Origin of the sequence: Plantactinospora solaniradicis (genome assembly GCF_042658085.1) — a bacterium.
Classification (GTDB): domain Bacteria; phylum Actinomycetota; class Actinomycetes; order Mycobacteriales; family Micromonosporaceae; genus Plantactinospora; species Plantactinospora solaniradicis.
Genome location: NZ_JBHSPR010000007.1, coordinates 268786 through 293720, shown reverse-complemented (window position 1 = coordinate 293720; position 24935 = coordinate 268786). Strand labels below are relative to the sequence as shown.

Sequence of the window (24935 nt, the reverse complement as noted above, 5' to 3'; positions counted from 1 at the left end):
CCCCCGCTCGACGCAGAGGAGCAAGCCATGCGTACCCGCGCGCAGACGTTGTTCGTCGTCCTGGCCGTACTGCTGGCCGCGCTGGGAGTCGCCCCGACTCCGGCCTCGGCCGCACCGCTGACCAACGTGCTGGTGTTCAGCAAGACCGCCGGTTTCCGGCACTCGTCCATCCCGAACGGGATCGCCGCGATCCGGCAGCTCGGCACGGCCAACGGGTTCACGGTGACCGCCACCGAGGACTCCGCCGCGTTCACCACCGCCAACCTCGCGCAGTACCAGGCGGTGATCTGGCTCTCCACCACCGGCGACGTGCTGAACGCCGCCCAGCAGACGGCGTTCCAGTCGTACGTCGCGGCCGGTGGCGGATACGTCGGCATCCATGCCGCCGCCGACACCGAGTACGACTGGCCGTGGTACGGCGGGCTCGTCGGGGCGTACTTCAGCTCGCATCCGGCGACCCAGCAGGCCACCATCCGGGTCGAGGACCGGACGAACCCGTCCACGGCACACCTGCCGGCGACCTGGCCGCGTACCGACGAGTGGTACAACTACCGCACCAATCCCCGCCCCAACGTGCGGGTGCTGGCGAACCTCGACGAGTCGTCGTACAGCGGCGGCAGCATGGGCGGCGACCACCCGATCACCTGGTGCCAAGCGTACGGCGGCGGCCGGGCCTGGTACACCGGGCTCGGGCACACCGAGGCGACGTACACCGATTCGAACTTCACCCGGATGCTGCTCGGCGGGATCCAGATCGCGGCGGGTGCGGTGGCCGCGGACTGCTCGCCCCGGACGGTCGAGCCGCCAACCGGCGCCAGCAACCTGCGTGCCCGCGCCAACAACCGGTTCGTCAGCGCGGCGAACACCAGCACTCCGCTGATCGCCAACCAGACCGCGATCGGCGCCACCACCCGGTTCGACCTGATCGACCTCGGCGGCGGCAACGTGGCGCTGCGATTCCGGGCCAGCAACACGTACGTCTGCGCCGAGGCGGCCGGCGCCTCCCCGTTGATCGCCAATCGGGCCACGGCCGGCGGCTGGGAGACGTTCGCGCTGCTCCGCAACTCCGACGGCACGGTCAGCCTGCGCTCCCTGGCAAACAACCAGTACGTCGTCGCGGAGAACGGCGGTGCCGCCGCACTGATCGCCAACCGGACCACCGTCGGCGCCTGGGAGAAGTTCGACCTCGTCACCGGCTGATCCCCACGCCCCGGGCAGCCCGCTCGTAGCGCCCGCCAGGACGCGTCCTCCGGTCGTCGGCGCCGACCGGCCACCACCTGGACCACCCGGGTCGGTCGATCCTGCCCACGGGTCGACCGGCCCGGCGTACCCGCACATGCCCGCCACCCCCCAGCGGTCGGTGTCGGCCCGTGCTCGCCGGCACGGTCCGCCGACCGTCGAGAAAGGACGATCATGTACCCGCAACCCCGACGCCGAGCGCGGCTGCTCGTCGCGGTCGGCACCACGGTCGCGAGCGTGGCCCTCGCGGTCGCCGCCGCGCCGTCGGCCGCCCAGGCGGACCCGATCCCCGCCGCCGACTACCAGCAGGTGGCCCTGGCCACCGGCTCGGCCGAACTCGGCGAGGCGATGTCGCTGGCCGTGCTGCCGAACCGCTCGGTGGTGCACACCGCCCGCAACGGCACGGTCCGGGTGACCGACGCCGCCGGCAACACCAAGGTCGCCGGCAACCTTTCGGTCTACACCCACGACGAGGAGGGGTTGCAGGGCGTCGCCGCCGACCCGAACTTCGCCGCCAACCGGTACGTCTACCTCTACTACTCGCCGACGTTGAGCACCCCGGCCGGTGACGCGCCGACCACCGGCACCGCCGCCGACTTCGACCGGTGGAAGGGGCACCTGCGGCTGTCCCGGTTCACGATGAACGCCGACGACACGCTGAACATGGGCAGCGAGCGGATCGTCCTCCAGGTGCCGAACGACCGGGGCCAGTGCTGTCACGTCGGCGGTGACATCGACTTCGACGCCGCCGGCAACCTCTACCTGACCACCGGCGACGACACCAACCCGTTCGAGTCCAACTCGTACACCCCGATCGACGAGCGGACCAACCGGAACCCGCAGTTCGACGCCCAGCGCTCCTCCGGGAACACCAACGACCTGCGCGGCAAGGTGCTGCGGATCAGGCCGCAGCCGGACGGCACATACACGGTTCCGGCCGGCAACCTGTTCGCGCCGGGCACCGCCAACACCCGCCCCGAGATCTACGCGATGGGCTTCCGGAACCCGTTCCGGATGAACGTCGACAAGGCCACCGGCATCGTCTACCTCGGCGACTACGGGCCGGACGCCGGCACCGGCGACGCCAACCGGGGACCGGGCGGGCAGGTGGAGTTCAACCGGATCACCGGGCCGGGCAACTACGGCTGGCCGTACTGCACCGGCACGAACACGACGGCCGAGACGTACAACGAGTACACGTTCCCCTCCGGCCCGTCGGCGGGCAAGTACAACTGCGCGGGCGGCCCGACCAACAACTCGTTCCGGAACACCGGCCTGACCACGCTGCCGCCGGCAAAGCCGAGCTGGATCAAGTACGGCGACGCGGGCTCGCCCCCGGAGTTCGGCGGCGGCTCCGAGTCCCCGATGGGTGGCCCGGTCTACCGGTACGACGCCAACCTGAACTCCAGCGTCAAGTTCCCGGCCTCGCTGAACGGCCGCTACTTCGCCGGCGAGTACGGCCGGCGCTGGATCAAGGCGATCGCGGTGAACTCCGACGGCTCGCCCGGGGAGATCTCCGCGTTCCCGTGGACCGGTACCCAGGTGATGGACATGGCGTTCGGCCCGGACGGCGCGCTCTACGTGCTCGACTACGGCACCGGCGCCAACAACCAGGCGCTGTTCCGGATCGAGTACATCGGCGGCGGAAACCGCAGCCCGATCGCGGTCGCCGCCGCGAACCGCACCTCCGGGCCGAGCCCGCTGACCGTGAACTTCTCCTCGGCCGGCAGCTCGGACCCCGAGGGTGGGGCGTTGAGCTACCTGTGGACCTTCGGCGACGGCACCACGTCGACGGCGGCCAACCCGACCAAGACGTACAGCACGAACGGGACGTACACCCCGACGCTGCGGGTCACCGATCCGACCGGGTTGTCGGCAACGGCGAGCCTGGTGATCACGGTCGGCAACGCCGCGCCGACGGTGACGCTGAACCTGCCGGCCAACGGGCAACTGTTCAACTTCGGCGACACCATCCCGTTCCAGGTCACGGTGAGCGACCCCGAGGACGGGACGATCAACTGCTCCCGGGTACGGGTCACCTACGCGCTCGGGCACGACAGCCACGCCCACGAGATCACCTCCTCGACCGGGTGCAGCGGCTCGATCCGGGTGCCCGTCGACGGTGAACACGACGTGGCGGCGAACATCTACGGGGTCTTCGACGCGTCGTACACCGACAACGGCAACCTCACCTCGCACAGCATCCGTACGCTGCAACCGAAGCACCGCCAGGGCGAGCACTTCGGCAGCCAGTCCGGGGGAGTGCAGATCGCCGAGCACGGCGCCGCCGAGGGTGGCCGGACCGCCGGATTCATCGACAACAACGACTGGATCGCGTACCAGCCGTACCACCTGGCGAACGCGACCCGGTTCGAGGCGCGGGTCTCCTCCGGCGGCCCGGGCGGCACCATCGAGGTACGGGCCGGCTCGGCCACCGGCACCCTGCTCGGCAGCGTCGCCGTGCCGAACACCGGTAGCTGGGACACCTTCGCGAACGTCTCCACGGCGCTGAGCAACCTGCCGTCCGCCTCGACCACCCTGTTCCTGGTCTTCAAGGGCGGCGCCGGCAACCTGTTCGACGTCGACGCGTTCACCTTCACCACCGGTACGGGCCCCGGCCCCGGTCCCGGACCGGTGATCAGCCTGCGGGCCCACGCCAACGGCCAGTACGTCACCGCCGACAACGCGGGTGCCGCACCGCTGATCGCCAACCGGGCGGCGATCGGGCCGTGGGAGCAGTTCGAGCGGCTCGACGCGGGCGGCGGCAACATCGCGCTGCGGGCGAAGGCCAACGGGTTGCTGGTGACCGCGCCCAACGCGACGTCCCCGCTGATCGCCAACGGCACCAGCATCGGGACGGCGCAGACCTTCCAGCTCGTCAACAACTCCGACGGAAGCGTGAGCCTGCGCGCCCTGGTCAACAACCAGTTGGTGGCCGCCGAGAACGGTGGCGCGGAACCGCTGATCGCCAACCGGGCGGCGATCGGGCTCTGGGAACGGTTCGACCTGATCGGTTGAGCACCCGACCCTGAGTGCGCCACTGCGGACCGGCGCGGCCCCGAGCGGCCGCGCCGGTCCAACTCTCGGCGCCCCAGCCGCCGGGGACGAAGCGGGTCGCGGCGGCGGCGTAATCTGGCGGAATGACCGGACAGCCGGATACCGCCGCGCCGCCCCGCCCGTCCAACGCCGGGGCGCTGTTCGACGCCGCCTTCATCGCCAACCCATATCCGGGATTCGCCGCGTTGCGCGAGGCCGGGCCGGTGCACCAGATCACCCTGCCGGACGGCGCGAAGGTCTGGCTGGTCACCCGGTACGCCGACGTACGCGCCGGGCTGGCCGACCCGAGGCTGTCGCTGAACAAGGCGAACGGCGACGGTAGCTGGAAGGGCTTCTCGCTGCCGCCGGCCCTGGACGCGAACCTGCTGAACATGGACCCGCCGGACCACACCCGGATCCGCCGGCTCGTCCGGCACGCGTTCGGCCCGCAGCGGATCTCCCGGTTGCGCCCCAAGGTCGAGGCTGCGGCCGGCGACCTGCTCGACCGGATCGCCCCGGCCGGCAAGGCCGACCTGATCGCCGAGTACGCCGGCCCGCTGCCCGTCACGGTCATCTCCGACCTGCTCGGCGTGCCGGAGTCCGACCGGACGGCGATGCGGGGTTGGACCGACGTGATGATCGCTCCGCCCGCCGACGACCCCAGGGCCGGAGCGCGGGCGATCATGGAACTACAGGACTTCCTGGTCCGGCTGATCGCCGACAAGCGGCGGAACCCCGGCGACGACCTGCTCACCGCGATGATCGCGGCCCGCGACGACGGATCGGACGACCCCGGCGCCGCCACCGACCCGGGCAACCGACCGGGCGGCGACCGGCTCAGCGAGGAGGAGTTGACGTCGCTCGCCTTCCTCGTGCTCTTCGCCGGCTACGAGAACTCCGTGCACGTGATCGGCACCGGCCTGCTGGCGCTGCTGCGCAACCCGGAACAGCTCGCCACGGTGCGGGAGGGTGCCGAGCCGTCGTCGGCCGCGATCGAGGAACTGCTCCGCTACGAGCCGCCGGGAACGGTGGCGCTACGCCGGTTCCCGCTCACCGAGCTGTCCATCGGCGGGGTCACCATTCCGGCCGGTGCGACCGTGCTGCTCTGCGTCGCCACCGCCAATCGGGACCCGGAGCGGTTCGCCGAACCGGACCTGCTGGACGTACGCCGGCCGGACAACGGGCACCTGACGCTGGGGCACGGCATCCACTACTGCGTCGGTGCGCCGCTGGCCCGGCTGGAGGCACAGATCGCGATCGGCGCCGTACTGCGTCGGTTCCCCAGGTTGGCGCTCGCGGTCGAGCCGGCCGAGCTGTCCTGGCGGCCGTCGTTCCGGACCCGGGGCCTGAGCAGCCTGCCGGTCACCTTCTGAGCTGATCCGTGCTGCTGCCGGCGGAACGTTCGCGGAGCAGCCGCACCGCGGCCGCGCCGAACTCCCGGGGCGTTGGCGTGGATGGCGAGGTGCCAGGGGAGGCAGCGGATGAAGAAGAGGCGGGAGGAGCCGGTCGTCTTCGAGACCGAGGTCCGGCAGCGCTTCCGGTTCCTCGTCGACGACTACGACATGCCCGATCCGACGTACACCGAGGATCTCCTGCCGGTCGTCTGGTACCAGCGGCCGGACCTGTTGGTCTCGGTGTCCTGGGAACGGGGTCCGCGCGACAGCGCGGGGATCGTGGTGAGCGCCGACCTGTTGATTCCGGACCAGCGATCCAGGGCCGACCTGCCCGATCTGGTCGAGGCGGCGGTGTTCGCGCCCCGGCACAGGGTGCCCTGGCAGTCCTACGGCGTCGAGGTGGTCCGAAGCACGCTGGAGCAGAACGCGACGTGGCTGCGGCGGCTGATGCCCCTGCTGCTCGGCCCGGACCGGGAGGAACTGGTGCGGAAGGCGAACGAGCAGCCGCTCGACCGGGCGGGCAACCCGAAGAGGCGCCCGCCCGGCATCACGTGGAAGTACGCCTGACGTCGTCACTCCCAGCGCACGAGAACCGACGCGGAGGTCCGGGAGAGGCGGTGGGCGGCCAGGACACCGGCGAGCGCGCCGGCCAGTACGGTCGCCGGAACGGCGGCGGCGAGCAACGCCCAGGAGGGCGGTTCGGTGAGCCCCGGACCGGCGCCGATGCCGATCGTGACCCGGTTGGCCAGCACGTACAGCAGCAGCAGGCCGATCGGCAGTCCGATGATCCCGGCGGCGAGGCCGAGCGCGGCGCCGCCGGTGGCGGACTGGGCCAGGGTCTGCCGGACGGTGAAGCCGAGGGTCCGGAGCACGCCCAGTGTGCGTGAGCGCTCGCGGGAGCCGGTCAGCAGCGTGGCGGCGAGGTTGGCGAGACTGACCACCAGGACGAGTACGGCCAGCAGCCGCATCGCCACGGTGAACATGCCGAGGTCGTCCGGGTCGGACTCCCGGGCGTGCACGGTGACGTCCGGCCCGAGCCTGTCCCGCAGGGCGGCGGCCAGCGCCTCCGGCGTACCGCCCGGGCCGGTCGACACCAGGTAGGCGTCGGGGGCCACCGTCGGCAGCATCTCCGCCCGGTACATCAGTAGTTCGCCGCTGTCCTCGGTTTCGCTGTACCAACCGACGATGGTGAGGGTGAGCGGGGTGTCGCCGGCCCGTACCGCGACGGTGTCGCCGACCTGGAGGCCGAAGCGGCGCAGCAGGCCGTACCCGGCGATCGCCTCGCCGGCCGCGCGCAGTGGACGGCCCTCGCGGACGACGAATCCGGCGTCGGCCGGGTCGCCACCGATCGCGCGCGACAGGAACGTCTGGTCGCCGAGGGTGGTGCGGCGGTCGATCTGGCTGTACCAGCCGGTCGCGCCGGGTGTGCCGGCGATCCTTCCGGCCAGCGCGGCCGGATCGGTGCCGTCGTCCACCACCACGAGGGCGTCGTAGGGATCGCCGGCCCGGGCCGGCTCGGCGATCAGCCGATCCATCGTGGCGGCGAAGCCACCGCCGACGACGATCGCCGCGACGGCGACCGCGAGCGCGGCGGCGGTCAGCGCCGAGCGTCCGGGCCGGGTGAGTACCGCGCCGAGGCCGTACCGGTAGGCGGGGCCGAGCCGGAGGCGGTCGAGCAGCCGGGCGACCCGGGCCGGGGCGACGGCCCGTGGTGGGGCGTTACGCAGCACGTCGGAGACCGGTTGCCGGGCGGCTCGCCGCGCGGGCAGCAGGGTGGCCGCGCCGAGGATCAGCCCGACGAGGGCGGCGGAGCCGACCAGCGAGAGCGGCTCGATCCGCAGGCCGGGGCGGCCCAGGGCACCACCGAGGCCGATCTGTAGGAACGGGGCGAGCAGGGTGCCGACCACCCAGCCGGCGAGTACGCCGACCGCACCCAGCAGCAGTGACTCACCGACGAGGCCGGTGATGATCTGCCGGGTGGTGTATCCGACCGACTGGAGCAGCGCGATCTCCCGCCGCCGGGCCAGCAGCCGGGCGGTGGCGGTGCCGGCGACCACGAACGCGGCGGCGAGGAGTACGAAGATTCCGAACCCGGCCAGCGAGGCCCCGAAGATCCGGTCCCGGACCAGGATGTCGTCCCGGGTGTCCGGCCAGGGTTGGACGCCCACGACGCCGTCCCGGGTGCCGAGCCGGGCGGCCACCGCGTCGGCCCGGTCGGGGTCGACCAGCCGGGCGATCAACAGTGCGCTCTGCGCGGCGGGGGCCGGGGCGGCGTCCGGGCCGGGGGCGAGGGTGGCCAGCGCGGCCGGATCGACGAACAGCCGGATCGGGTCGCAGTCGGGGTAGAAGCAGTCGGTCAGGTCGACCGCCGTGCCGACCACGGTCATCGTGGCCGGTCGGCCGCCGACGGTGAGTTCCACCTGGTCACCGGCCTGGATGCCCTCTTCGGTCGCCGCGGCCTGGTCGAGGACGACCTCGCCGGTGGCGCCCGGCCCCGGCCAGGCACCGGAACGCAGCAGCGGGTGGCCCACCCCGGCGGAACCGGCGGGAGGTGCGGCGATCCGCGCGTCGACCGAGTCCGAGCCGAGCGCGACCGCCGCGTCGACGAACGGGGTCACCGGGGAGGTCTCGGCGAACGCCTCGTCCCGGCGTAGCCCTTCCAGCGCCGATGGTGCGCCGTAGACGACCAGGTCCGGCCGGCCTGCCTGCTGGTAGATCCGGTCGACCTCCGGCCCGCCCTGGCCCTGGACCGAGAATCCGGCGACGACGCCGGTGGTGGCCAGGGCGGCGACCAGTACGGTGGCGATCGCGCTGGCCCGGTTGCCGCCCCGCAGGCCGGACCGGGCGAGCCGGAGGATGGCCGACACGGCTCAGCCCTCCAGGTTGATCAGGTTGGTGAACGCGGGTCGGCGGGACGACGTGGTCAGGTCGCGCTCGTCGACGATCTGCCCGTCGAGCATCGTGACCACCCGGTCGGCGGCCGCCGCGATCCGGTGGTCGTGGGTGACCAGGACGATGCTCTGGCCGTCCTCGTGTCGTCGGTGCAGCAGGTCGACGACGTTCTCGGCGGCGGCCGAGTCGAGCGCGCCGGTCGGCTCGTCGGCGAGCAGCACGTCGGGGCGGTGCACCACGGCCCTGGCCAGTGCCACCCGTTGCTGCTGTCCGCCGGAGAGTTCGGTCGGCGCGGCGTCGGCGGCCTCGGCCACGCCCAACTCGTCAAGGGCCTCCAGGGCCCGGCTCCGGGCCTCGCGGCGTCCGACACCCTGGAGTACGAGCGGCAGCTCCACGTTGCCGACGACGGTCATCGTCGGCACCAGGTTGAGGAACTGGAAGACGAAGCCCACGTGTCGGCGCCGGAGCAGTGCGCGCTCGCTCTCCGAACGGTTGTCCAGCCTGGTGCCGGCCAGCCACACCTCGCCGTGGTCCGGCCGGTCCAGGCCGCCGAGCAGGTGCAGCAGGGTGGACTTGCCGCAGCCACTCGGTCCGGTGATGGCGATCCAGTTGCCTCGGGCCACCTCGATCGAGACGTTTCGCAGGGCGGCGAAGGTCCGCGCTCCACCCTGGTAGGTCCGCTCCAGCCCGTGGGCGCGGAGCAGCGGGTCACTCATCGCCTTCTCCCTTCCAGGAGGTCTTGAGTTCGATCTCGGTGAGCTGCTGTTGGCACGCCTCCAGCCAGCGGAGTTCGGCCTGCAGGTGCAGCGCGGTCGCCTGCACCAGCAGGCCGCTGACGCTTCCGGTGGCGGTGCGGGCCGCCTGGTGGTCGAGTTCCCGCAGCGCCTCCAGGCAGCGCTGCCGGTGGCCGTTGATGACCGTCCGTGGGTCCACGTCCGGCAGCAGTTGGGCGGCGAGGCGGGCGGTGACCAGCCTGAGAAGTACGTCCGGCTTCACCAGCGGGGTGTCCGAGGGTGCGGACAGCCAGTCGCGGAGCACCGTGGTGCCCGCCTCGGTCAGGCGGTAGACCTTGCGGTCCCGCCGGTCCCCGCCCGACTCCGTCGTGTGCGCGACGAGTCCGTCGCGTTCCAGTCGGCCGAGGGTCACGTAGATCTGACCGATGTTGACCTCCACACCGGCGTCGGCGAACAACTCGTCGTAGCGCCGACGGAGTTCGTAACCGTGAGCCGGTCCGGCGGCGAGCAGTCCGAGCACGACATGTTTCATCGGTCAGCCTCCAATGCATAACGGTTAAAGCATAACCGTTATGCATCGCCCGTCAAGAGGTCCGTCAGCCGGTCGGCGCAATTGGACCGATCACCAGGTCACGACCGTGGACGGCGGAAATAATCAGCCCTGAGCGGGGCAGGTTCGAACGGGGGGAAGACCGGATGCCCGAAGTTTCCGTCGTGCTGCGGCAGCCCCGGAGGTTCACCGTACGGACAGCCGCCGCCCGACTGCTGGTCGCCCGCGCCGGGTTGGATTCCAGGTCGATCCGCGACCTGGACCACCCCGACGACAGGAGACGACGTTGTCCCGTACCCTTCCCGCTCTCGGCCTGGCCGGCCTGCTGCTGGCCACGGCCGTGGTCCTGCCGGTCGGCCAGGCCACCGCGCACGACCGCGACAACCGGCCGGGCCAGGTGACCGCTGACCGGCCGCTGGTGATCGCGCACCGAGGCGCCAGCGGCTACCGCCCGGAGCACACGCTGGAGGCCTACCGGCTGGCGATCCGGATGGGCGTCGACTTCATCGAGCCCGACCTGGTGTCCACCCGGGACGGGGTGCTGGTGGCCCGGCACGAGAACGAGATCTCCGGGACCACCGACGTCGCGGCCCACCCGGAGTTCGCCGCCCGCCGGACCACCAAGACCATCGACGGGGTCGCGGTGACGGGCTGGTTCACCGAGGACTTCACCCTCGCCGAGCTGCGTACGCTGCGGGCCAAGGAGCGGCTGCCCCAGGTACGCACGACCAACACCGCCTTCGACGGCACACTGCCGGTGCCCACCCTCCAGGAGGTCATCGACCTGGCCAGGAGCGAGAGCCGGCGCCTGGGCCGGACGATCGGCATCTACCCGGAGACCAAGCACCCGAGCTACTTCTCCTCGATCGGTCTGCCGCTGGAGGAGCCACTGGTGCGGGTACTCAACCGGAACGGGTTGACCAGCAAGAAGGACGGGGTGATCATCCAGTCCTTCGAGACCGCCAACCTCCGCAAGTTGAGCAAGCTGACCGACGTCCGGCTGGCCCAGTTGCTGGACGCCTCCGGCAGGCCGTACGACTTCACCGTGGCCGGGGACACGCGGACGTACGCGGACCTGGTCAAGCCCGAGAACCTCAAGTGGATCAGCACCTACGCCGACGGCATCGGGGCGAACAAGAACCTGCTCGTTCCCCGGGACACCACCGGCAAGCTGCTTGCGCCGACCGCCGTGGTCCGGGACGCGCACCGGGCCGGCCTGGTCGTGCACGCCTGGACCTTCCGGGCGGAGAACCAGTTCCTGCCGACCGACTTCCGGATCGGCGCCGACCCGAACGCCCGGGGCGACATCATCGCGGAGTACGAGCTCTTCTTCGGCCTCGGCCTGGACGGGGTGTTCAGCGACCATCCGGACACCGCGGTCGCGGCCAGGGCCGCACTGGACTGAGGCGTACCCGCGGGGACCGGCTGGGCAGGCTCGGCGAGGAGGTCGCTCCGCCGCGCCTGCCCGGTGCCCGTCGGGCGTCGACCGAGGTGGGTGTGAACCTCCCTCCGAGGCCCGCCGGTCGTGATATGACTGCCGAGTGGCGGTGCAAATCAGGATAAGACGGACCGTCCGTGGCGGGGGATAACCAGGTCGGGCACATCGGGGACTCCACCAGTCGGGGGCGGGCCACCTACCTGGAGCTTTTTCTCGATCTGGTGTACGTCTTCGCACTCACCCGGCTCTCCCAGCGACTGACCGACGACTACACCGTCAGCCGACGGACCCTGCTCTCCGAACTGGGGCAGACCCTGCTGGTCCTGCTCGCCCTGTGGCAGGTCTGGCTGCTCACCGCCTGGATGACCAGCAGGTTCGACCCACGCCGGGTCGAGATCCAGCTCCTGGTCATCGGCTCGATGTTCGGTGCCATGATCATGGCGGTGTCGTTGCCGCAGGCATTCGGCGAGCGTGGCGTGATCTTCGCCAGTACCTTCGTCGCGATCCAGATCGGGCGCTCGCTCATCCTGGTGCTGCTGTTACGCGGCCATTCCCGCCAGCCGGCCTCGACCCGGATCCTGTTCTGGGCGGCCGTCTCCTCGATCGGCTGGATCGCCGGAGCGCTGAACGGCGGGGCCGGACGCGGAATCTTCTGGACGGCGGCACTGATCCTGGAGTTCCTGGGCCCCGCCCTGCGCTGGCCCACCCCAGGGCTCGGCCGAACCGGGCACACCGAGTGGCGGATCGGGGCACCCCACCTGGCCGAGCGGTACCAGCAGGTGCTGCTCATCGCCCTCGGCGAGGCGATCCTGGTCAGCGGATTCGTGCTCAGCGCCGTCGGCTTCGCCGTCGAACGAACCGCCACGTTCGTGGCAACCTTCGTCACCACCGTCCTCTTCTGGCGCATCTACTTCTACCAGGCCCGTCATCCGCTGGCCTCGGCCTTCGACTCCTCTCGCGACCAGCTCCGGCTCAGCCGGTCCGCCGGCTACACCCACCTGGTGATGGTGTGCGGGATCGTCTCCACCGCCGTCGGGTACGGCCTGCTCATCGCCGACCCGTACCCGCCCCACGATTTGACCTGGATCTCGATCATCTTCGGTGGACCCGCGATATACCTCGCCGGCCGGGCCTGGTGCGAGTACGAGATGTCCCGGCAGATCCCCGTGACCCGGTGGTACGGCCTCCTCGCGCTCGCCCTCCTCACCCCGGTCGCCGCCGTCCTGCCGCTGCTGGCGGCGCCGTTCCTCGCCACCGCCGTGCTGGCCGGGATCGTCGTCGCCGACGTGGTGCGCAACCCGGGGGACCTGGCGATAGAACCGAATCCACCCGTCTGAGCACACCGGGGCCGCCGGCCGGAAGGATCAGGCGGAAAGCTGGCAGGATCGTACGACGTTGCCCGACGGACGGAGGATCCGATGCTGTTGCCGGCACTGGGTGGAGCACTGCCCGACCAGCGGGCGGCGGTGCGGGTCGGGGACCAGATCGCCTCCTGGGAGCAGCTCCGCGACGCCGCCGCCGGGGTCGCCGGGCGGATCGCCGGGGCACCCGCGGTCGCCGTACACGCCAGCGCCTCGCTGAACACCGTCGTCGCGGTCGTCGGTGGACTGATGGCCGGCGTACCGGTGGTGCCGGTGCCGGCCGACTCCGGTCCGGTGGAACTGGCGCACATCCTCACCAACTCCGGCGCCGCGCTGCTGTTGGCGGACGCGCCGCCGCCGGTCCCGGTGTCGGTTCCGGTCGAACCGGTCGACCGGGGGCGGCCGGGACCGTCCGCCGGATTCCCCGAACCTCCGGGTACGGCGCCCGCGCTGATCCTCTACACCAGCGGCACCACCGGGGCGCCCAAGGGCGTCCTGCTCACCCGCGACGCGATCGCGTACGGCCTGGACGCCCTCGCGCAGGCATGGGCGTGGACCCCGGACGACACGCTCGCCCACGGTCTGCCCCTGTACCACGTGCACGGGCTGGTGCTCGGCGTGCTCGGCGCACTGCGGGTCGGCTCCCCGCTGGTGCACACCGAACGACCCCGACCCGACCGGTACGCCACGGCCGGCGGCACCCTGCTGTTCGGCGTACCGACGGTCTGGTCACGGATCGCCGCCGACCCGGCGTCGGCACGGGCGCTGGCCCCGGCGCGGCTGCTCGTCTCCGGAAGCGCGCCGCTGCCCGTACCGGTCTTCGACCGGCTGCGCGAGCTGACCGGACACCGGCCGATCGAGCGGTACGGGATGACCGAGACCCTGATCACGGTCAGCACCCGGGTCGACGGCGAGCGCCGGCCCGGACACGTCGGGCTGCCGTTGCGGGGAACCGCCACCCGGCTGGTCGACGAGGCCGGCCGGCCGGTTCCGGAGGACGGGGAGAGCATCGGCGAGCTTCAGGTCCGGGGGCCGACCCTCTTCTCGGGCTACCTCGGCATGCCGGAGGCCACCGCGGCGAGCTACACCCCGGACGGCTGGTTCCGGACCGGTGACGTGGCGACGGTGGGGCCCGACGGGCAGCACCGGATCGTCGGCCGGGCCAGCATCGACCTGATCAAGAGCGGGGGATACCGGATCGGGGCCGGGGAGGTGGAGAACATGCTGCTCGCGCATCCCGGGGTCCGGGAGGCGGCGGTGGTCGGGGTGCCACATCCGGAACTCGGCCAGGAGATCGTGGCGTACGTGGTCGGCGACGGCGTCGCGGCGCAGTCGCTGATCGACTTCGTGGCCGGCCGGCTGTCCTGGCACAAGCGGCCGCGTCAGGTGCACCTGGTCGACGCGCTGCCGCGCAACGCGATGGGAAAGGTGCAGAAGCGGCAACTGCTGCCGTGACGAACGCGGCCGGCGGTCGGAGCCCGGACCGGCCGTTCCCCCTTGCGGGGTAGCCGGCTCACGCCACGGCGTGAGCCGTCGGACGGCCGGTCCGGCGAGGGTGTCGGGATGACGGTTGCGGACAGGACGAACTCCCGGCGCCGACGGCGGGTCACCAGGCCGGGGCCGGCCGGCGCCGGGCCGGTGACCGGTGTGGTCGGCCTCGGACGGGTGCGACGGGTCGCCGGCTGGGCTGCGGTGGCGGCCGCGGGGATCTACGTCGTCCTCAAGGTGCTGTGGATCTGCGGGAGCAGCGTCGGGATCAGCGACCTCGGCGGCGTCTCCCGGTCGCAGTGGGTGGTCGACAACGTGATCACCGGAGCGCTCGGAGTGATCGGGATGATCGCCGGCCTGGCCACGGTACGGCCGTGGGGGACCCGGCTGCCGGTGTGGTTGCTCGGCGTGCCGATGTGGGTCGGCGCCGGCCTGCTGGCCCCGTTCGTCGTTCTGGTCCCGGCGACCGGGATCTTCTTCGCGCTCGGCTGGTGGTCGCCGACGCCACCGGCCGTCGACCGCGCGGAGCCGGTGTTACGGCCATGGATCTTCCTGATCGTGTACGGCAGCTTCATCGTGCTCGGGGTCGCACTCGCCATCGCCCTGGCGTGCTACGCCCGTGACCGGTTCGGCCCGCTGGTCCGAGGGACCGTGGCGGAGGGCGGGGTCGGCGCCACGCACGGCGTACAGGTGCCGCTGGCTTGGCTCGCCGGGGCGCTGGCAGCGGGCCTGGTCATCCTGCGGCTGTACTGGGCCCTCGGCGGCACCGCCGGACTGGCGGTGGAGCCCCGCGCGGGCTGGCTCCGGTTCGGGGACACCGTCACGGCGCTACAGGTGGCGCTCGGCGCTGCGGGACTCCTCGGCATGGTCCACCGGTGGCCGACCCGGGTCCGGTTCGTCGTGCCGTTGGCCGCGGTCTGGCTCGGTGCCGGCGGCATGGTCGGTGCGGGCTTCCTCGCCATGCCGTCGATCCTGTCCGGCGACCGGTGGGCTCCGCAGGGACTGACCTTCGCCGTGCACGCCTACGGCACGTTCGGCACGGTGCTGGTCGGCTCGCTGGTCAGCGTCCTGACGCTGGTCATCCTGGCCGAACGGAAGGCGTCACCCGGCGTCGATCCGTGATCCACCCGGCCGGTCCCGACGGGGGCGCGGGTAGCGTGTTCGGGGGCACACCGACGACCGGCGGTCGCCACCGCGTCGGGGCGAAGTGCCATGGTGACGGAAGGCCTCGTCGAGTTCGTCGAGAGACCAGACAGCGTCAAAGCGGACCGGAGGAGCGCGCGTGCAGACCCGCACTGATCTCATCGAGGACCTCATGGGGCGCTTCCCGCACATTCCGCGCGAGGCGGTCATCAAGGAGGACCTGCTGCGCGGCGGGATGGCGTTCGACGACTCGGCGCTGACCGACAACGAGGGCGGCGAGGTGAAGCCGAAGTCCTACTTCATCTTCTCCTTCGACCACCGCACGCTGCCGGAACTGGGCTCGGCGGCACTACGCCGGCCGCCGGAGGAGATCGTCCTGACCGGCGGCCCGTACGAGCTGCGCCGTACCGTCGTCTCGGTCCGGGTCAACCCGGACTCGCCGTACCGGGTGAAGGACGGCGGCGACGGCGTGCTCCGGCTCTACCTGGACGACCGCCCGATCGCCGACGTCGGTCTGCCGCCGATGCCGGAGTACTACCGGCACACTCTCGGCAACGGCAAGTCGGTGATGGAGGTCGCACCCACCATCCAGTGGGGTTACCTGATCTACCTGACCGTCTTCCGGGTCTGCCAGTACTTCGGCGCCAAGGAGGAGTGCCAGTACTGCGACATCAACCACAACTGGCGGCAGCACAAGGCGGCGGGTCGGCCGTACACCGGGGTGAAGCCGGTGGACGAGGTGCTGGAGGCGATGGAGATCATCGACCGGTACGACACCGTCGGCGCCTCGCACGCGTACACCCTCACCGGCGGCAGCATCACCTCCAAGGTCGACGGTCTGGCCGAGGCCGACTTCTACGGCCGGTACGCCAAGGCGATCGAGGAGCGCTTCCCCGGCCGGTGGATCGGCAAGGTCGTCGCGCAGGCGCTGCCCAAGGCCGACGTGCAGCGGTTCCACGACTACGGCATCCGGATCTACCACCCGAACTACGAGGTCTGGGACAAGCGGCTCTTCGAGCTGCACTGTCCGGGCAAGGAGCGGTACGTCGGTCGCGAGGAGTGGCACCGCCGGATCCTCGACTCCGCCGAGATCTTCGGGCCGCGTAACGTCATCCCGAACTTCGTCGCCGGGATCGAGATGGCCGAGCCGTACGGCTTCCGCACGGTCGACGAGGCGATCCAGTCCACCACCGAGGGACTTCAGTACTTCATGTCCCGGGGCATCACGCCACGGTTCACCACCTGGTGCCCGGAGCCGACCACTCCGCTGGGCCGGATGAATCCCGCCGGTGCCCCGCTGGAGTACCACATCCGGCTGCTGGAGGCGTACCGGGCGACGATGGAGGCCAACGGGCTGACCAGCCCGCCCGGCTACGGCCCGCCCGGAGCCGGCAACGCGGTCTTCTCGGTCAGCTCGTTCATGGACACCCTGCCGGCGAACTGACGTCGTGGCGGCAGGCGCTCAGCGCAGCTCCTTGGCGAACCAGTGGTCGACATAGGGGTCGTCGTTGTACGCCGGTGTCTCCCGATAGCCGTGCCGGGCGTAGAGCCGGCGGGCCTCGACGAGGTCGTGCCGGGTGGTCAGGCGCAGTCGGGTGACGCCGTGCGCGCGGGCCAGTTCCTCCAGGCGGCGCAGCAGCCGGGAGGCGATCCCGTGACCGCGAGCCGTGGGCGCGACGAAGACCCGGTGCACCTCGGCGCCGTCCGCCGGTAGCAGCCGCAGACCGGCACAGCCGACCGCGACGGCTTGTCGCCGGGCCACCAGGAACCAGCCGTGCGGCGGGGCCAGGTCGTCGGCCGGGTTGTCCCGCAGCAGCGAGTCGATCCGCTCCGGGGCCACCGGCCGCCCGTCGTACCGGCTGACGATCTCGTGGAAGTAACACCGGAGCAGGTGGCGGGCCTCCGCCGACCCCGGTGACACCAGGGCGATCTCCCGAGCGGGTCCACCTGCTTCGGTCGTACTGGTCGCCACCATGGGAACCTCCGTCCGCGATCCCGCGCCGCTCACACCGGCATGATCCATCTGCCGGGACACCGGTTCCTCCCCCGTACGGGGGAGCCGCGTCCCCCGCTCGGGGCGGGCCGGGTGACAGCGGCGTGCCGGGGACTGATCGTCGTCCTGCCGCTCAGCCCAGGATCTCGGCGTCCTGCCAGTCCTCGACCCGTACCGGTCGGTGGTGCTCGAAGGCGACCGAGAAGCCGTACGGATCGCAGATCGGCAGCCGCCCCTCCTCGAAGAAGGCGCACCACTGCGCCCCGGTGTAGAAGACGAGCCGAGGTTCCCCCAGCGGAATGCTCCGGCTGGGAGCCTCGCGGTACGGCTCGACCTCCGCCTCGGTGAGTCCGAAGAAGGCGGGGTCGTCCAGCAGCTTCTGGTGTGCGAAGCGCAGGGCGTCCGCCAGGTGACGGTCCGGGTCGGCGACCACCTCGGCGATCAGCCCGAGGTTGGCGGTGTCGAGATCATCGGTGCCCTCCAGCATGATGTTGACCGGGACGACAGTGCCGAACAGCGTGCTGGCCAGCGGCGGCTGGAGCGTCCACATCCGCAGCTCGCCCGGCCCGTGCTCAAGCTCCAGAGTGCCGATCCCGGCCCGGAACGAACTCTCGACCCCGGTCATCTTCGCGCCGCTCCCTCGGTGTCCATGGCCGGACAGTATTGCCGGTCCGGGTGACATCGAACCGACCGTCGTTGTTGGATCATGGCAGCGACGTGTCGCGATGGGAAGAGGCAGCAGATGGAACAGCCAGAGAGCCAGGCGGACCGACCGGAGCGGGAATGGCCGCCGGCCGTACCCGACGGGGTGATGCCGGTCGCGTCGGATCGTGCGGTGCACCGGCGGCCGTGGCTGTGGATCGGCGGCGTGGTGGCGCTGGCGGCCGCGACCGTACTGCTCGGCGGGTTGTACGTGGACGCGGACGGCGACCGTCGTGACGAGCGACGCCGGGTGGCGGAGCTGACCGCGCAACAGGCCGAGTCGGCGCGGCAGGCGACGAACTCGCAGGCCCGGGTCGTCGAACTGGAGAAACAGCTTGACGCCGAACGGGCCCGGTTCACGGCCGTCGAGCCGTGCCTGCGGCAGGTGGTCTCACCGGCGCCGGTCGAGGTGATCTCCGAGGCCGAGTACGACCGACTGGTCGCCGACGCGATGCGGAATCTACCCACCCGCCCGGGTAAGACCGTCCGGCTGGGCGAACTCACGCTCTCCGGGGCCGCGCTGCCGGCCTGCAAGGACGTCGGAAAGCAGCTCAGGTAGCGGACAGCTCAGGTAGCGGACGGGCGGCAGACCTCATTCGGAGGCGGTGTTCTCCGTCGAGGGGACGCCGTCGGCACAGGTGATGGTCATGTGCACGGTCCGGTTCCCGTGCCGGAACGCGGCCGTGGCCGCCGCCGCAGGCCCGGCGTCGACCTGCTCGACCCGGTACGGCCGGGCCGCCGTCCAGGACAGCAGTCGCGCGTCCCCGTCCGAGGTGCAGGTCGCCCGGACCGTGCCGCCGTCCGACGACAGCGTCCGCTCCGCCGGCGGGGGTTCCTCGGGGGAGGCCGGCGGGGTGCCGGTCGTCGGAGCCGGCGTCGCGTTGTCCGAGGACGAGTCGGGTTGGCCGCTCTGCACCGTATTCGGGTCGGATCCGGGTGTCCCCTGCGGAGCGGGCGGTATGCCGATGACCGGGGTACCGCCGTCGGCGGGAGCCGACGGTGTACCGGACGCGGCACCGGGAGCCGTCTCGGGTGGCCGCTCATCGACGGCCTGTTCGCCGCTCGGACCTGGCCGCCCGGCTCCGGGCCACCGACTCTGCCCCGATCCGGTCGGGTCGGCGAGCCAGAACAGCGCACCGACCACGACCACCGTGGCCACGGCGCCGGCCAGGGCGACGGAGCGGCCTCGTGCCAACCGACCGGCTCCGCCGGCCCCGTTCGCCGGCCGGGGCACCAGCACGGTCGACGGCTCCCCGTCGACCGCCGCCGGGGCCAGCGAGTGCGCGAGTTCGTCGTCGACGATCCGCACCCTGGCCGCCCGGGCGAGGACGGCGGCCACCTCCCGGGCGGTCGGTCGCTGTGCCGGATCCTTCCGAAGGCAACGCTGGATCAGGTCGCCGACCTTGGTCGGAACATCGGGCAGCGGCGGAAGCGGTGCCGGCTCGACGTACACGTGCGCCCTGAGCATCTGGGTCGCGGTCTCCGCGCTCCACGGCGCCTGACCGGCCAGCAGCCGATAGAGCAGTACGCCCACGCCGTACACGTCGGAGGCCGGCTCCACCGCGTCGCCGCTGATCCGCTCCGGAGCCAGATAGCCCGGAGTGCCCAGCAACTCGTCGCCCCACTCGTCCCCGTCGTCGCGGTCCACCGCCGCAGCGATGCCGAAGTCGACGACCTTCGCGCCGGCCGGCGTGACCATCACGTTGCCGGGTTTGATGTCCCGGTGCACGAGGCCCTGGTCGTGGGCGGCGGCGAGCGCCGCGGCCACCTCGGCGCAGATCCGGAAGGCGACCTTCGGCGGCAACGGCCCGGCGGCGAGACGCTGCTCCAGGGTGCTCCCCGAGACGAGTTCCATCACGACGTACGGGATGTGGGTCAGGCCGTTGACGGACTCGCCGTAGTCGTACACCTGGGCGACGTTGGGGTGCGACAGCAGGGCCGCGGCCCGCGCCTCGTGCCGGATCCGCCGCCTCGACGACGGGTCCCGGGCGTGCGGACCGGCCAGCAGCTTGACCGCGACGGAACGTCCCAGTACCTCGTCGCGGGCCCGCCACACCACCGCCATGCCGCCCTGGCCGAGCTGGTCCTCCAGCCGGTAGCGACCGCCGAGCACCTGCTGGGAGTCCACCCCGACAGTCTCCTCCGAAACGACATCGACGCACCATCGCACACGCCGGGGACGAAGGCGGCATTGTGTCGGTAGTGCGCTTGACCTATTCGGGCAGGTGGATCGGCACACTGGTGACCACCACTCCGGGCAGGTCACGCAGGGCCCGGCGGAGCAGCAACTCGGTCCTGGTGTGCAGGAGCTTGTGCCACAGGTGTCGGACCACGATCTCCGGCACCACCACGGTGAGGGTGACCTCCGGCCGTACCGCGTGCAGGGCCTCGACGTACTGGGCCAGGGGCGCGATGACCGTCCGGTACGGCGAGATGATCGTCTCCAGCCGGAGGTGGTCGCCCCAGGTCTCCCACTGCTGCCGGAACCGGTCGGCCTCCTCCTGCTCGGGACTGAGATGTACGGCGAAGACCGGCTGCCCGAGCGAGGCCGCGTACGCCAGCGCCCGGAGCGCGGCCAGGTTGAGCCGGGCGACCGGTACGACCACCAGGTGTCGTACCTCCCGTGGCGTCAGGTCGACCAGCAGGTCACCCGGGCCGGTCGACTCCTCCACCCGGTTCGGTCGGCCCATCGGATCGGGCTCGCCGCCCCGCCCGGATCCACCCGGTCCGCCGGCCGGCTCCGGCCGCCCGGTGCCGGGCACTTGCGGCGGGGGCAGCGCGAGCGCCTCTCGCATGGCGTCGTAGTGCCACCTGATGTGCAGGCAGAGCAGCACCAGCAGCGGCACGGCCAGCACCACCACCCAGGCGCCCGCGACGAACTTGGTGATCGCCGCGGTGACCAGGACCAACGCACAGAGCAGCGCGCCGGTCGCGTTCAGCGCCGCCCGCCGGCGCCAGTTCCGGCCCCGGTGACGACGCCAGTGCGCCACCATTCCGGCCTGGGAGAGGGTGAACGCGAGGAAGACTCCGACCGCGTAGAGCGGGATCAGCGACTGGGTGTAGCCGCCGAACGCGACGAAGATGAGCGCCGCCGCCACCGCGAGCGCGACGATGCCGTTGCTGAACGCGAGCCGGTCGCCCATGTGGAGAAAGCGCCGTGGCGCGTAGCCGTCCCGGGCCATGAAGAACAGCAGCCGGGGAAAGTCGTTGAACGCCGTGTTCGCGGCCAGCAACAGCACGATCGTGGTCGCCGCCTGGATCAGCGCGTACCACGGGCCGGTGGGAAACGTCCGGCGGGCGAGTTGGGAGAGTAGCGTCTCGTCGCCCCCGGGGACCAGACCGTTGAAGTCGATCAGGATGGTCAGCCCGGCGAAGAGCACCACCAGGATGCCGACCATCCAGGTCAGCGTCGTACGGGCCTGTCGCCACTCGACGGGGCGGAAGGCGGGCACGGCGTCCGCGACCGCCTCGATGCCGGTCATCGAGGACGCGCCGGAGGCGAAGGCCCGGAGCACGACCAGCAGGCCGAGACCTTCCACGGCGCCGACCTGCGGCGGCGGGACCGGGGTGAATCCCCGCGCGGCCGCCCGGGCCAGGCCGACGGCGAACAGCAGCAGGACGGCGGCGATGAAGAGGTACGTCGGCGCGGCGAAGATCTTGCCGGCCGCCCGTACGCCGCGCAGGTTGCCGGCGAGCAGTCCGGCGATCACCAGCAGGCCGAGGGGCACGGTGAACGGGGTCAGTCCGGGCAGCGCCGAGGTGATCGCGCCGATCCCGGCCGCCACCGACACCGAGACGGTCAGCACGTAGTCGAGGATCAGGCCGGCGGCGGCGGTGAGGCCGGACCGGGGACCGAGACTGTCGCTGGCCACCAGGTAGGAGCCGGCGCCGTGCGGATAGGCGCGGATGGTCTGCCGGTACGACGTACCGACCGTGACCATCAGCACCACCAGTCCGGCGGCGATCGGCAGGGAGAGCCCGAGCGCGCCACTGCCGGCCAGCACCAGTACGGCCAGCATCGCCTCCGGTCCGTAGGCCACCGAGGAGAGCAGATCCGAGGAGAGCACCGGCAGGGCGACCAGCTTGCGCATCCGTTCCTGCAACACGGCGGCGCTGGCCAGGGGCGGCCCGAGCAGAGCGCGCCGGAGCCGGGCCGGGGCGCGGCGCAACCAGGTGCCGGAGGCGTCCGCCGATCCGGTCACGGTCAACTGGCCACGCCGCTCGGTCCGGAACATCTCGATCCTGGCCAGTCGGCCGAAGCGGCCCGGGGTCGGCTGCTGCCGGTACTGCTCGAGGCTGGGGTCCAGCGGCAGTACGGCGTCCCGGGGCGGATGCCCGCCCAGGTCCGCGTGCCACCGCTGGCCGACGTCGTGCAGCGCGGTCAGTTCGGCGTCGGTCAGCGGCGGGAACTCCGCCGACGGGCTGAAGGTGACGGGCGGGTGCTCCGGCGGAGCCGTCCCGCCCTCGTCCCGCTCCCGCCGCCGCCCCGCACCCATGCTCCGCCCCGTCCTCCGCCTCTCCCGCCTCGCACTTTCACCGATCCGGACGACCGGCGGCACGCGAATGGCGATTTCCGGCAGGAAGGAACGGGGGAGGGGGTAGGGGGAGGGGTGTCGGTAGGCGCCCTGTCCAGCGGACGGCTACCGCACGTGCTCCTCCCAGACTCGGAGCAGGGCCGAGAAGTCGAGGTCGCTGTCGCCGGCCGTGATCAGGTCGCCGACCATCGCGGAATCGTCGTCGTCCCAGTAGATCACCAGCAGGCGGGGCCCGTAGACGTACCTGACCAGGGTGCCGGACTCTGGTCGTTCACCGGTGAACACCTCACGGATGCCGTCGTACGCCTCGACCCGCTGGTCCCGGGACAGGTTCCGCTCGTTCCGGTCGTGCAGAGCCCGGAACTGGACCTCCCAGCCGTCGCCGGCACACGCGACGTACTCGGTCGCCCGCCCGCCGTACGTGTCCGGGGTGCGCTGTTCGCAGGCGGTGACGTGATCGAGCCACGGCCGGGCGAACGCGCGCAGCGGTGGGGACTGGATCACCTGCTCGTTGGCCAGTCCCTGCGCGCTCAGCGGGGGTTGCCGGTTCGCCCGTACCACCACCGCCACCACCACGGCGGCGACGAGTACGAGGGCGACGGCGACGGCGCCGATCCAGGTGCTCCGGCGCCGCCGCCGGGCCAGGGCGGGCCTGGTCGGCGGGCCGACCGGGGCCACCGGCTGCCCGGGCGTCGGGGCGCCGTTCGCCGGGCTGAACGGTGCGGAGACCGGTATGACGTGCGGCGGCGCGGCCGCGGTCCGGCCCGTGCCGGCCACGGTCGCGAGCAGCGCTCCCTGGGCGACGACCAGCTCGGGCTGTTCGATGATGGTGGGTGCCAGACCGAGCCAGCGGTGCAGGCTGGTGGTCACCAGGGGGACCCGGCTCGCTCCGCCGACCAGGAACAGCCCGGCCACCTGTCCCGGGTCGAGTCCGCTGGAGGACATCGTCGCGGCGGTCAGCGCCACGGTCCGCTCGATGGTGGCGTTCGCGGCGCTCTCGAACTCCTCCCGGGTGACGTGCACGTCCCGTTCGAAGATCGGCAGGTGCAACCCGGCCGTACTGCGCCGGGACAGTTGCTCCTTGGCCGCGCGGGCCTCCTCCCAGAGCGACTGCCGGTGCCGTAGGTCCGACACGGTGCCGGGTTGGGTCAGCCGCTGCCACCGCTGCACGTCGGAGGCCGCGACGGCGGCGCGGACCCGCTCGACGACGATGCCGTCCAGGTCGATGCCGCCCAGGTCGGCGAGGCCCTGGCTGTCGGCGACGTCCCAGCCGCCGTCCGGCCGACGGCGGAGGACCGCCGCGTCGAAGGTGCCGGCGCCGAAGTCGTAGACGATGACGGCGGCGCCGGTCGGCACGGACCTGGCCAGAACCGTGGTGAAGTAGGTGGCGGCCGCGACGGGTTCGGCCAGCAGGGCGGGTCGGGGCAGCCCGGCGCGTCCGGCCGCGTCGACGAGGACCTCCCGGCGCCGGGGTCCCCAGGCCGCCGGATGGGTCAGCACGAGTTCGCCGATCGGGTGTCCCGCGACCCGGACCGCCTCGTCCGCGCAGCGGCGCAGGACGGCGGCGACCACGTCCACGACGGCCACCTCCGTCCGGCCCAGCAGGATGCTGCCCTCGTCGATCCGTCGTTTCGGGTACGGCTCCAGGCTGCCCGGATCGGTCCGGCCGGCGCGCACCGCGTCCCTACCGACGAGCAGCCGGCCGGCGGCGTCGGCGAGTACCGCGGAGGGAAGTAGCGGAGAGGCGTCGAAGAGCAGCGGTCGGCCCTCACCGTCGCGCCACTCACACACCGCGACGGTGTGTGAGGTGCCGAAGTCGATCGCTAGTCGCGGGGCGCTGGCCACGGTGCAGAACAATAGCGAAGTCGGACATCCGGAGCCGGGGACCGACGCGGTACGGCGGCGGCCGACCGACCCGGGTAACCGGTGCCGGCCGGCCGCTGGCGACGTACGCCCCCGCTGGGCCTACGCCCGGTTGTACTCCATGACCCAGTTGGTCTCCCACGTCTGTCCACCGTCGACGGAGAATCGCTGTTCCCACCGCGCGGAGGTCGGGGTGATGTCGGACCACCTGAAGTGCGCCCGGATCGGGGTGCCCTGGTGCGTGTCGTCGCCGTAGAAGTCCCCGCAGCCGTCGGTGAACGTGCCGACCACCGGCGGGTAGAGCAGTCCGGTACGGCTGCTCGCCCAGTAGAGCGACCACTCCTTGCGTTCGAGGTCGAACAGTCGGAGGGTCAGGCCACGGTTGCCACGACCGGTGAAGACAATCTCCTCGGTGTTGCCGCCGCCCTCGAAAATCCGGTAGCAGGTGCTGGTGGAGGAGTAGGTCTCCCAGTCGTCGCTGCCGACGAGCAGCGTCTTGAGCTGGCGGTTGACTATGTTCCAGGAGCCGATGAGGAAATCGAAGTCGTTCATGCCGTCGATCTTGCC

The 24935-nt window shown here is 71.9% G+C and carries 19 protein-coding genes; 10 read left to right on the top strand and 9 right to left on the bottom strand.

Annotated elements, in window-relative coordinates; all coding sequences use genetic code 11:
• Positions 1-27: 27 nt before the first annotated feature.
• From ACFP2T_RS07390 to ACFP2T_RS07375, 4 genes are all read left to right on the top strand, one after another.
• Entirely contained in the window at positions 28-1200 is a 1173-nt protein-coding gene (locus ACFP2T_RS07390) for a ThuA domain-containing protein (RefSeq protein WP_377418960.1), read from the top strand.
• Between the two features lie 213 nt (positions 1201-1413).
• Positions 1414-4257, top strand: coding sequence for a PQQ-dependent sugar dehydrogenase (locus tag ACFP2T_RS07385; RefSeq protein WP_377418957.1), 2844 nt, complete (start codon positions 1414-1416; stop codon positions 4255-4257).
• A 122-nt stretch (positions 4258-4379) separates the two neighbouring features.
• Positions 4380-5648, top strand: coding sequence for a cytochrome P450 family protein (locus ACFP2T_RS07380; protein ID WP_377418954.1), 1269 nt, complete (start codon positions 4380-4382; stop codon positions 5646-5648).
• A gap of 108 nt (positions 5649-5756) precedes the next feature.
• Positions 5757-6236: a hypothetical protein gene (locus ACFP2T_RS07375; RefSeq protein ID WP_377418951.1), complete on the top strand. Its 480-nt coding sequence runs from the start codon at positions 5757-5759 to the stop codon at positions 6234-6236.
• 5 nt (positions 6237-6241) lie between these two features.
• Here the strand turns inward: ACFP2T_RS07375 and ACFP2T_RS07370 are convergent, their stop codons facing one another.
• From ACFP2T_RS07370 to ACFP2T_RS07360, 3 genes are read right to left on the bottom strand one after another with little or no spacing between them, the layout of a single operon-like run.
• Entirely contained in the window at positions 6242-8536 is a 2295-nt protein-coding gene (locus ACFP2T_RS07370; protein ID WP_377418948.1) for an ABC transporter permease, read from the bottom strand.
• A 3-nt stretch (positions 8537-8539) separates the two neighbouring features.
• Positions 8540-9277: an ABC transporter ATP-binding protein gene (locus tag ACFP2T_RS07365; protein WP_377418946.1), complete on the bottom strand. Its 738-nt coding sequence runs from the start codon at positions 9275-9277 to the stop codon at positions 8540-8542.
• The gene (locus ACFP2T_RS07360; RefSeq protein WP_377418943.1) at positions 9270-9827 is read right to left on the bottom strand and encodes a helix-turn-helix transcriptional regulator; all 558 of its coding nucleotides are present in this window, start codon (positions 9825-9827) and stop codon (positions 9270-9272) included. The genes ACFP2T_RS07365 and ACFP2T_RS07360 overlap by 8 nt, the downstream gene beginning before the upstream one ends.
• A gap of 304 nt (positions 9828-10131) precedes the next feature.
• Here ACFP2T_RS07360 and ACFP2T_RS07355 point away from each other — a divergent pair, with 304 nt between their 5' ends.
• The 5 genes from ACFP2T_RS07355 to ACFP2T_RS07335 all read left to right on the top strand — a co-directional run bounded on the left by ACFP2T_RS07355 (position 10132) and on the right by ACFP2T_RS07335 (position 16719).
• Positions 10132-11250, top strand: a complete 1119-nt coding sequence (locus tag ACFP2T_RS07355; protein ID WP_377418940.1) for a glycerophosphodiester phosphodiesterase — start codon at positions 10132-10134, stop codon at positions 11248-11250.
• Between the two features lie 170 nt (positions 11251-11420).
• Positions 11421-12620, top strand: coding sequence for a low temperature requirement protein A (locus tag ACFP2T_RS07350; RefSeq protein ID WP_377418937.1), 1200 nt, complete (start codon positions 11421-11423; stop codon positions 12618-12620).
• Positions 12621-12701: 81 nt separating this feature from the next.
• A complete protein-coding gene (locus ACFP2T_RS07345) occupies positions 12702-14099 on the top strand; it encodes an acyl-CoA synthetase (RefSeq protein ID WP_377418934.1) in 1398 nt (465 codons plus the stop codon).
• Between the two features lie 108 nt (positions 14100-14207).
• The gene (locus ACFP2T_RS07340) at positions 14208-15254 is read left to right on the top strand and encodes a hypothetical protein (protein ID WP_377418932.1); all 1047 of its coding nucleotides are present in this window, start codon (positions 14208-14210) and stop codon (positions 15252-15254) included.
• A 160-nt stretch (positions 15255-15414) separates the two neighbouring features.
• Positions 15415-16719, top strand: coding sequence for a radical SAM protein (locus tag ACFP2T_RS07335; RefSeq protein WP_377418929.1), 1305 nt, complete (start codon positions 15415-15417; stop codon positions 16717-16719).
• A gap of 18 nt (positions 16720-16737) precedes the next feature.
• Here ACFP2T_RS07335 and ACFP2T_RS07330 read toward each other — a convergent pair whose 3' ends face one another.
• Positions 16738-17250 (bottom strand): GNAT family N-acetyltransferase, encoded by a 513-nt coding sequence (locus tag ACFP2T_RS07330; RefSeq protein WP_377418926.1) that lies wholly within the window; start codon positions 17248-17250, stop codon positions 16738-16740.
• 151 nt (positions 17251-17401) lie between these two features.
• Positions 17402-17893 (bottom strand): hypothetical protein, encoded by a 492-nt coding sequence (locus ACFP2T_RS07325; protein WP_377418923.1) that lies wholly within the window; start codon positions 17891-17893, stop codon positions 17402-17404.
• 117 nt (positions 17894-18010) lie between these two features.
• Between ACFP2T_RS07325 and ACFP2T_RS07320 the strand changes: the two genes are divergently transcribed.
• Entirely contained in the window at positions 18011-18529 is a 519-nt protein-coding gene (locus ACFP2T_RS07320) for a hypothetical protein (protein ID WP_377418920.1), read from the top strand.
• Positions 18530-18562: 33 nt separating this feature from the next.
• On the opposite strand, the gene ACFP2T_RS07315 is transcribed toward ACFP2T_RS07320, so the two are convergent.
• From ACFP2T_RS07315 to ACFP2T_RS07300, 4 genes are all read right to left on the bottom strand, one after another.
• Entirely contained in the window at positions 18563-20098 is a 1536-nt protein-coding gene (locus tag ACFP2T_RS07315; protein WP_377418917.1) for a serine/threonine-protein kinase, read from the bottom strand.
• Positions 20099-20183: 85 nt separating this feature from the next.
• Positions 20184-22466: an APC family permease gene (locus ACFP2T_RS07310; protein ID WP_377418915.1), complete on the bottom strand. Its 2283-nt coding sequence runs from the start codon at positions 22464-22466 to the stop codon at positions 20184-20186.
• A 144-nt stretch (positions 22467-22610) separates the two neighbouring features.
• A complete protein-coding gene (locus ACFP2T_RS07305; RefSeq protein ID WP_377418912.1) occupies positions 22611-24350 on the bottom strand; it encodes an Hsp70 family protein in 1740 nt (579 codons plus the stop codon).
• 120 nt (positions 24351-24470) lie between these two features.
• Positions 24471-24920: a hypothetical protein gene (locus tag ACFP2T_RS07300; RefSeq protein ID WP_377418909.1), complete on the bottom strand. Its 450-nt coding sequence runs from the start codon at positions 24918-24920 to the stop codon at positions 24471-24473.
• Positions 24921-24935 lie beyond the last annotated feature (15 nt).

What these genes read in the sequence shown, in the direction of transcription:
- ACFP2T_RS07325 (WP_377418923.1), bottom strand. Translation starts at nt 17,893, where the DNA reads ATGACCGGGGTCGAGAGTTCGTTCCGGGCCGGGATCGGCACTCTGGAG.
- ACFP2T_RS07340 (WP_377418932.1), top strand. Translation starts at nt 14,208, where the DNA reads ATGACGGTTGCGGACAGGACGAACTCCCGGCGCCGACGGCGGGTCACC.
- ACFP2T_RS07320 (WP_377418920.1), top strand. Translation starts at nt 18,011, where the DNA reads ATGGAACAGCCAGAGAGCCAGGCGGACCGACCGGAGCGGGAATGGCCG.
- ACFP2T_RS07390 (WP_377418960.1), top strand. Translation starts at nt 28, where the DNA reads ATGCGTACCCGCGCGCAGACGTTGTTCGTCGTCCTGGCCGTACTGCTG.
- ACFP2T_RS07380 (WP_377418954.1), top strand. Translation starts at nt 4,380, where the DNA reads ATGACCGGACAGCCGGATACCGCCGCGCCGCCCCGCCCGTCCAACGCC.
- ACFP2T_RS07360 (WP_377418943.1), bottom strand. Translation starts at nt 9,827, where the DNA reads ATGAAACATGTCGTGCTCGGACTGCTCGCCGCCGGACCGGCTCACGGT.
- ACFP2T_RS07375 (WP_377418951.1), top strand. Translation starts at nt 5,757, where the DNA reads ATGAAGAAGAGGCGGGAGGAGCCGGTCGTCTTCGAGACCGAGGTCCGG.
- ACFP2T_RS07345 (WP_377418934.1), top strand. Translation starts at nt 12,702, where the DNA reads ATGCTGTTGCCGGCACTGGGTGGAGCACTGCCCGACCAGCGGGCGGCG.
- ACFP2T_RS07300 (WP_377418909.1), bottom strand. Translation starts at nt 24,920, where the DNA reads ATGAACGACTTCGATTTCCTCATCGGCTCCTGGAACATAGTCAACCGC.
- ACFP2T_RS07365 (WP_377418946.1), bottom strand. Translation starts at nt 9,277, where the DNA reads ATGAGTGACCCGCTGCTCCGCGCCCACGGGCTGGAGCGGACCTACCAG.
- ACFP2T_RS07330 (WP_377418926.1), bottom strand. Translation starts at nt 17,250, where the DNA reads ATGGTGGCGACCAGTACGACCGAAGCAGGTGGACCCGCTCGGGAGATC.
- ACFP2T_RS07385 (WP_377418957.1), top strand. Translation starts at nt 1,414, where the DNA reads ATGTACCCGCAACCCCGACGCCGAGCGCGGCTGCTCGTCGCGGTCGGC.
- ACFP2T_RS07310 (WP_377418915.1), bottom strand. Translation starts at nt 22,466, where the DNA reads ATGGGTGCGGGGCGGCGGCGGGAGCGGGACGAGGGCGGGACGGCTCCG.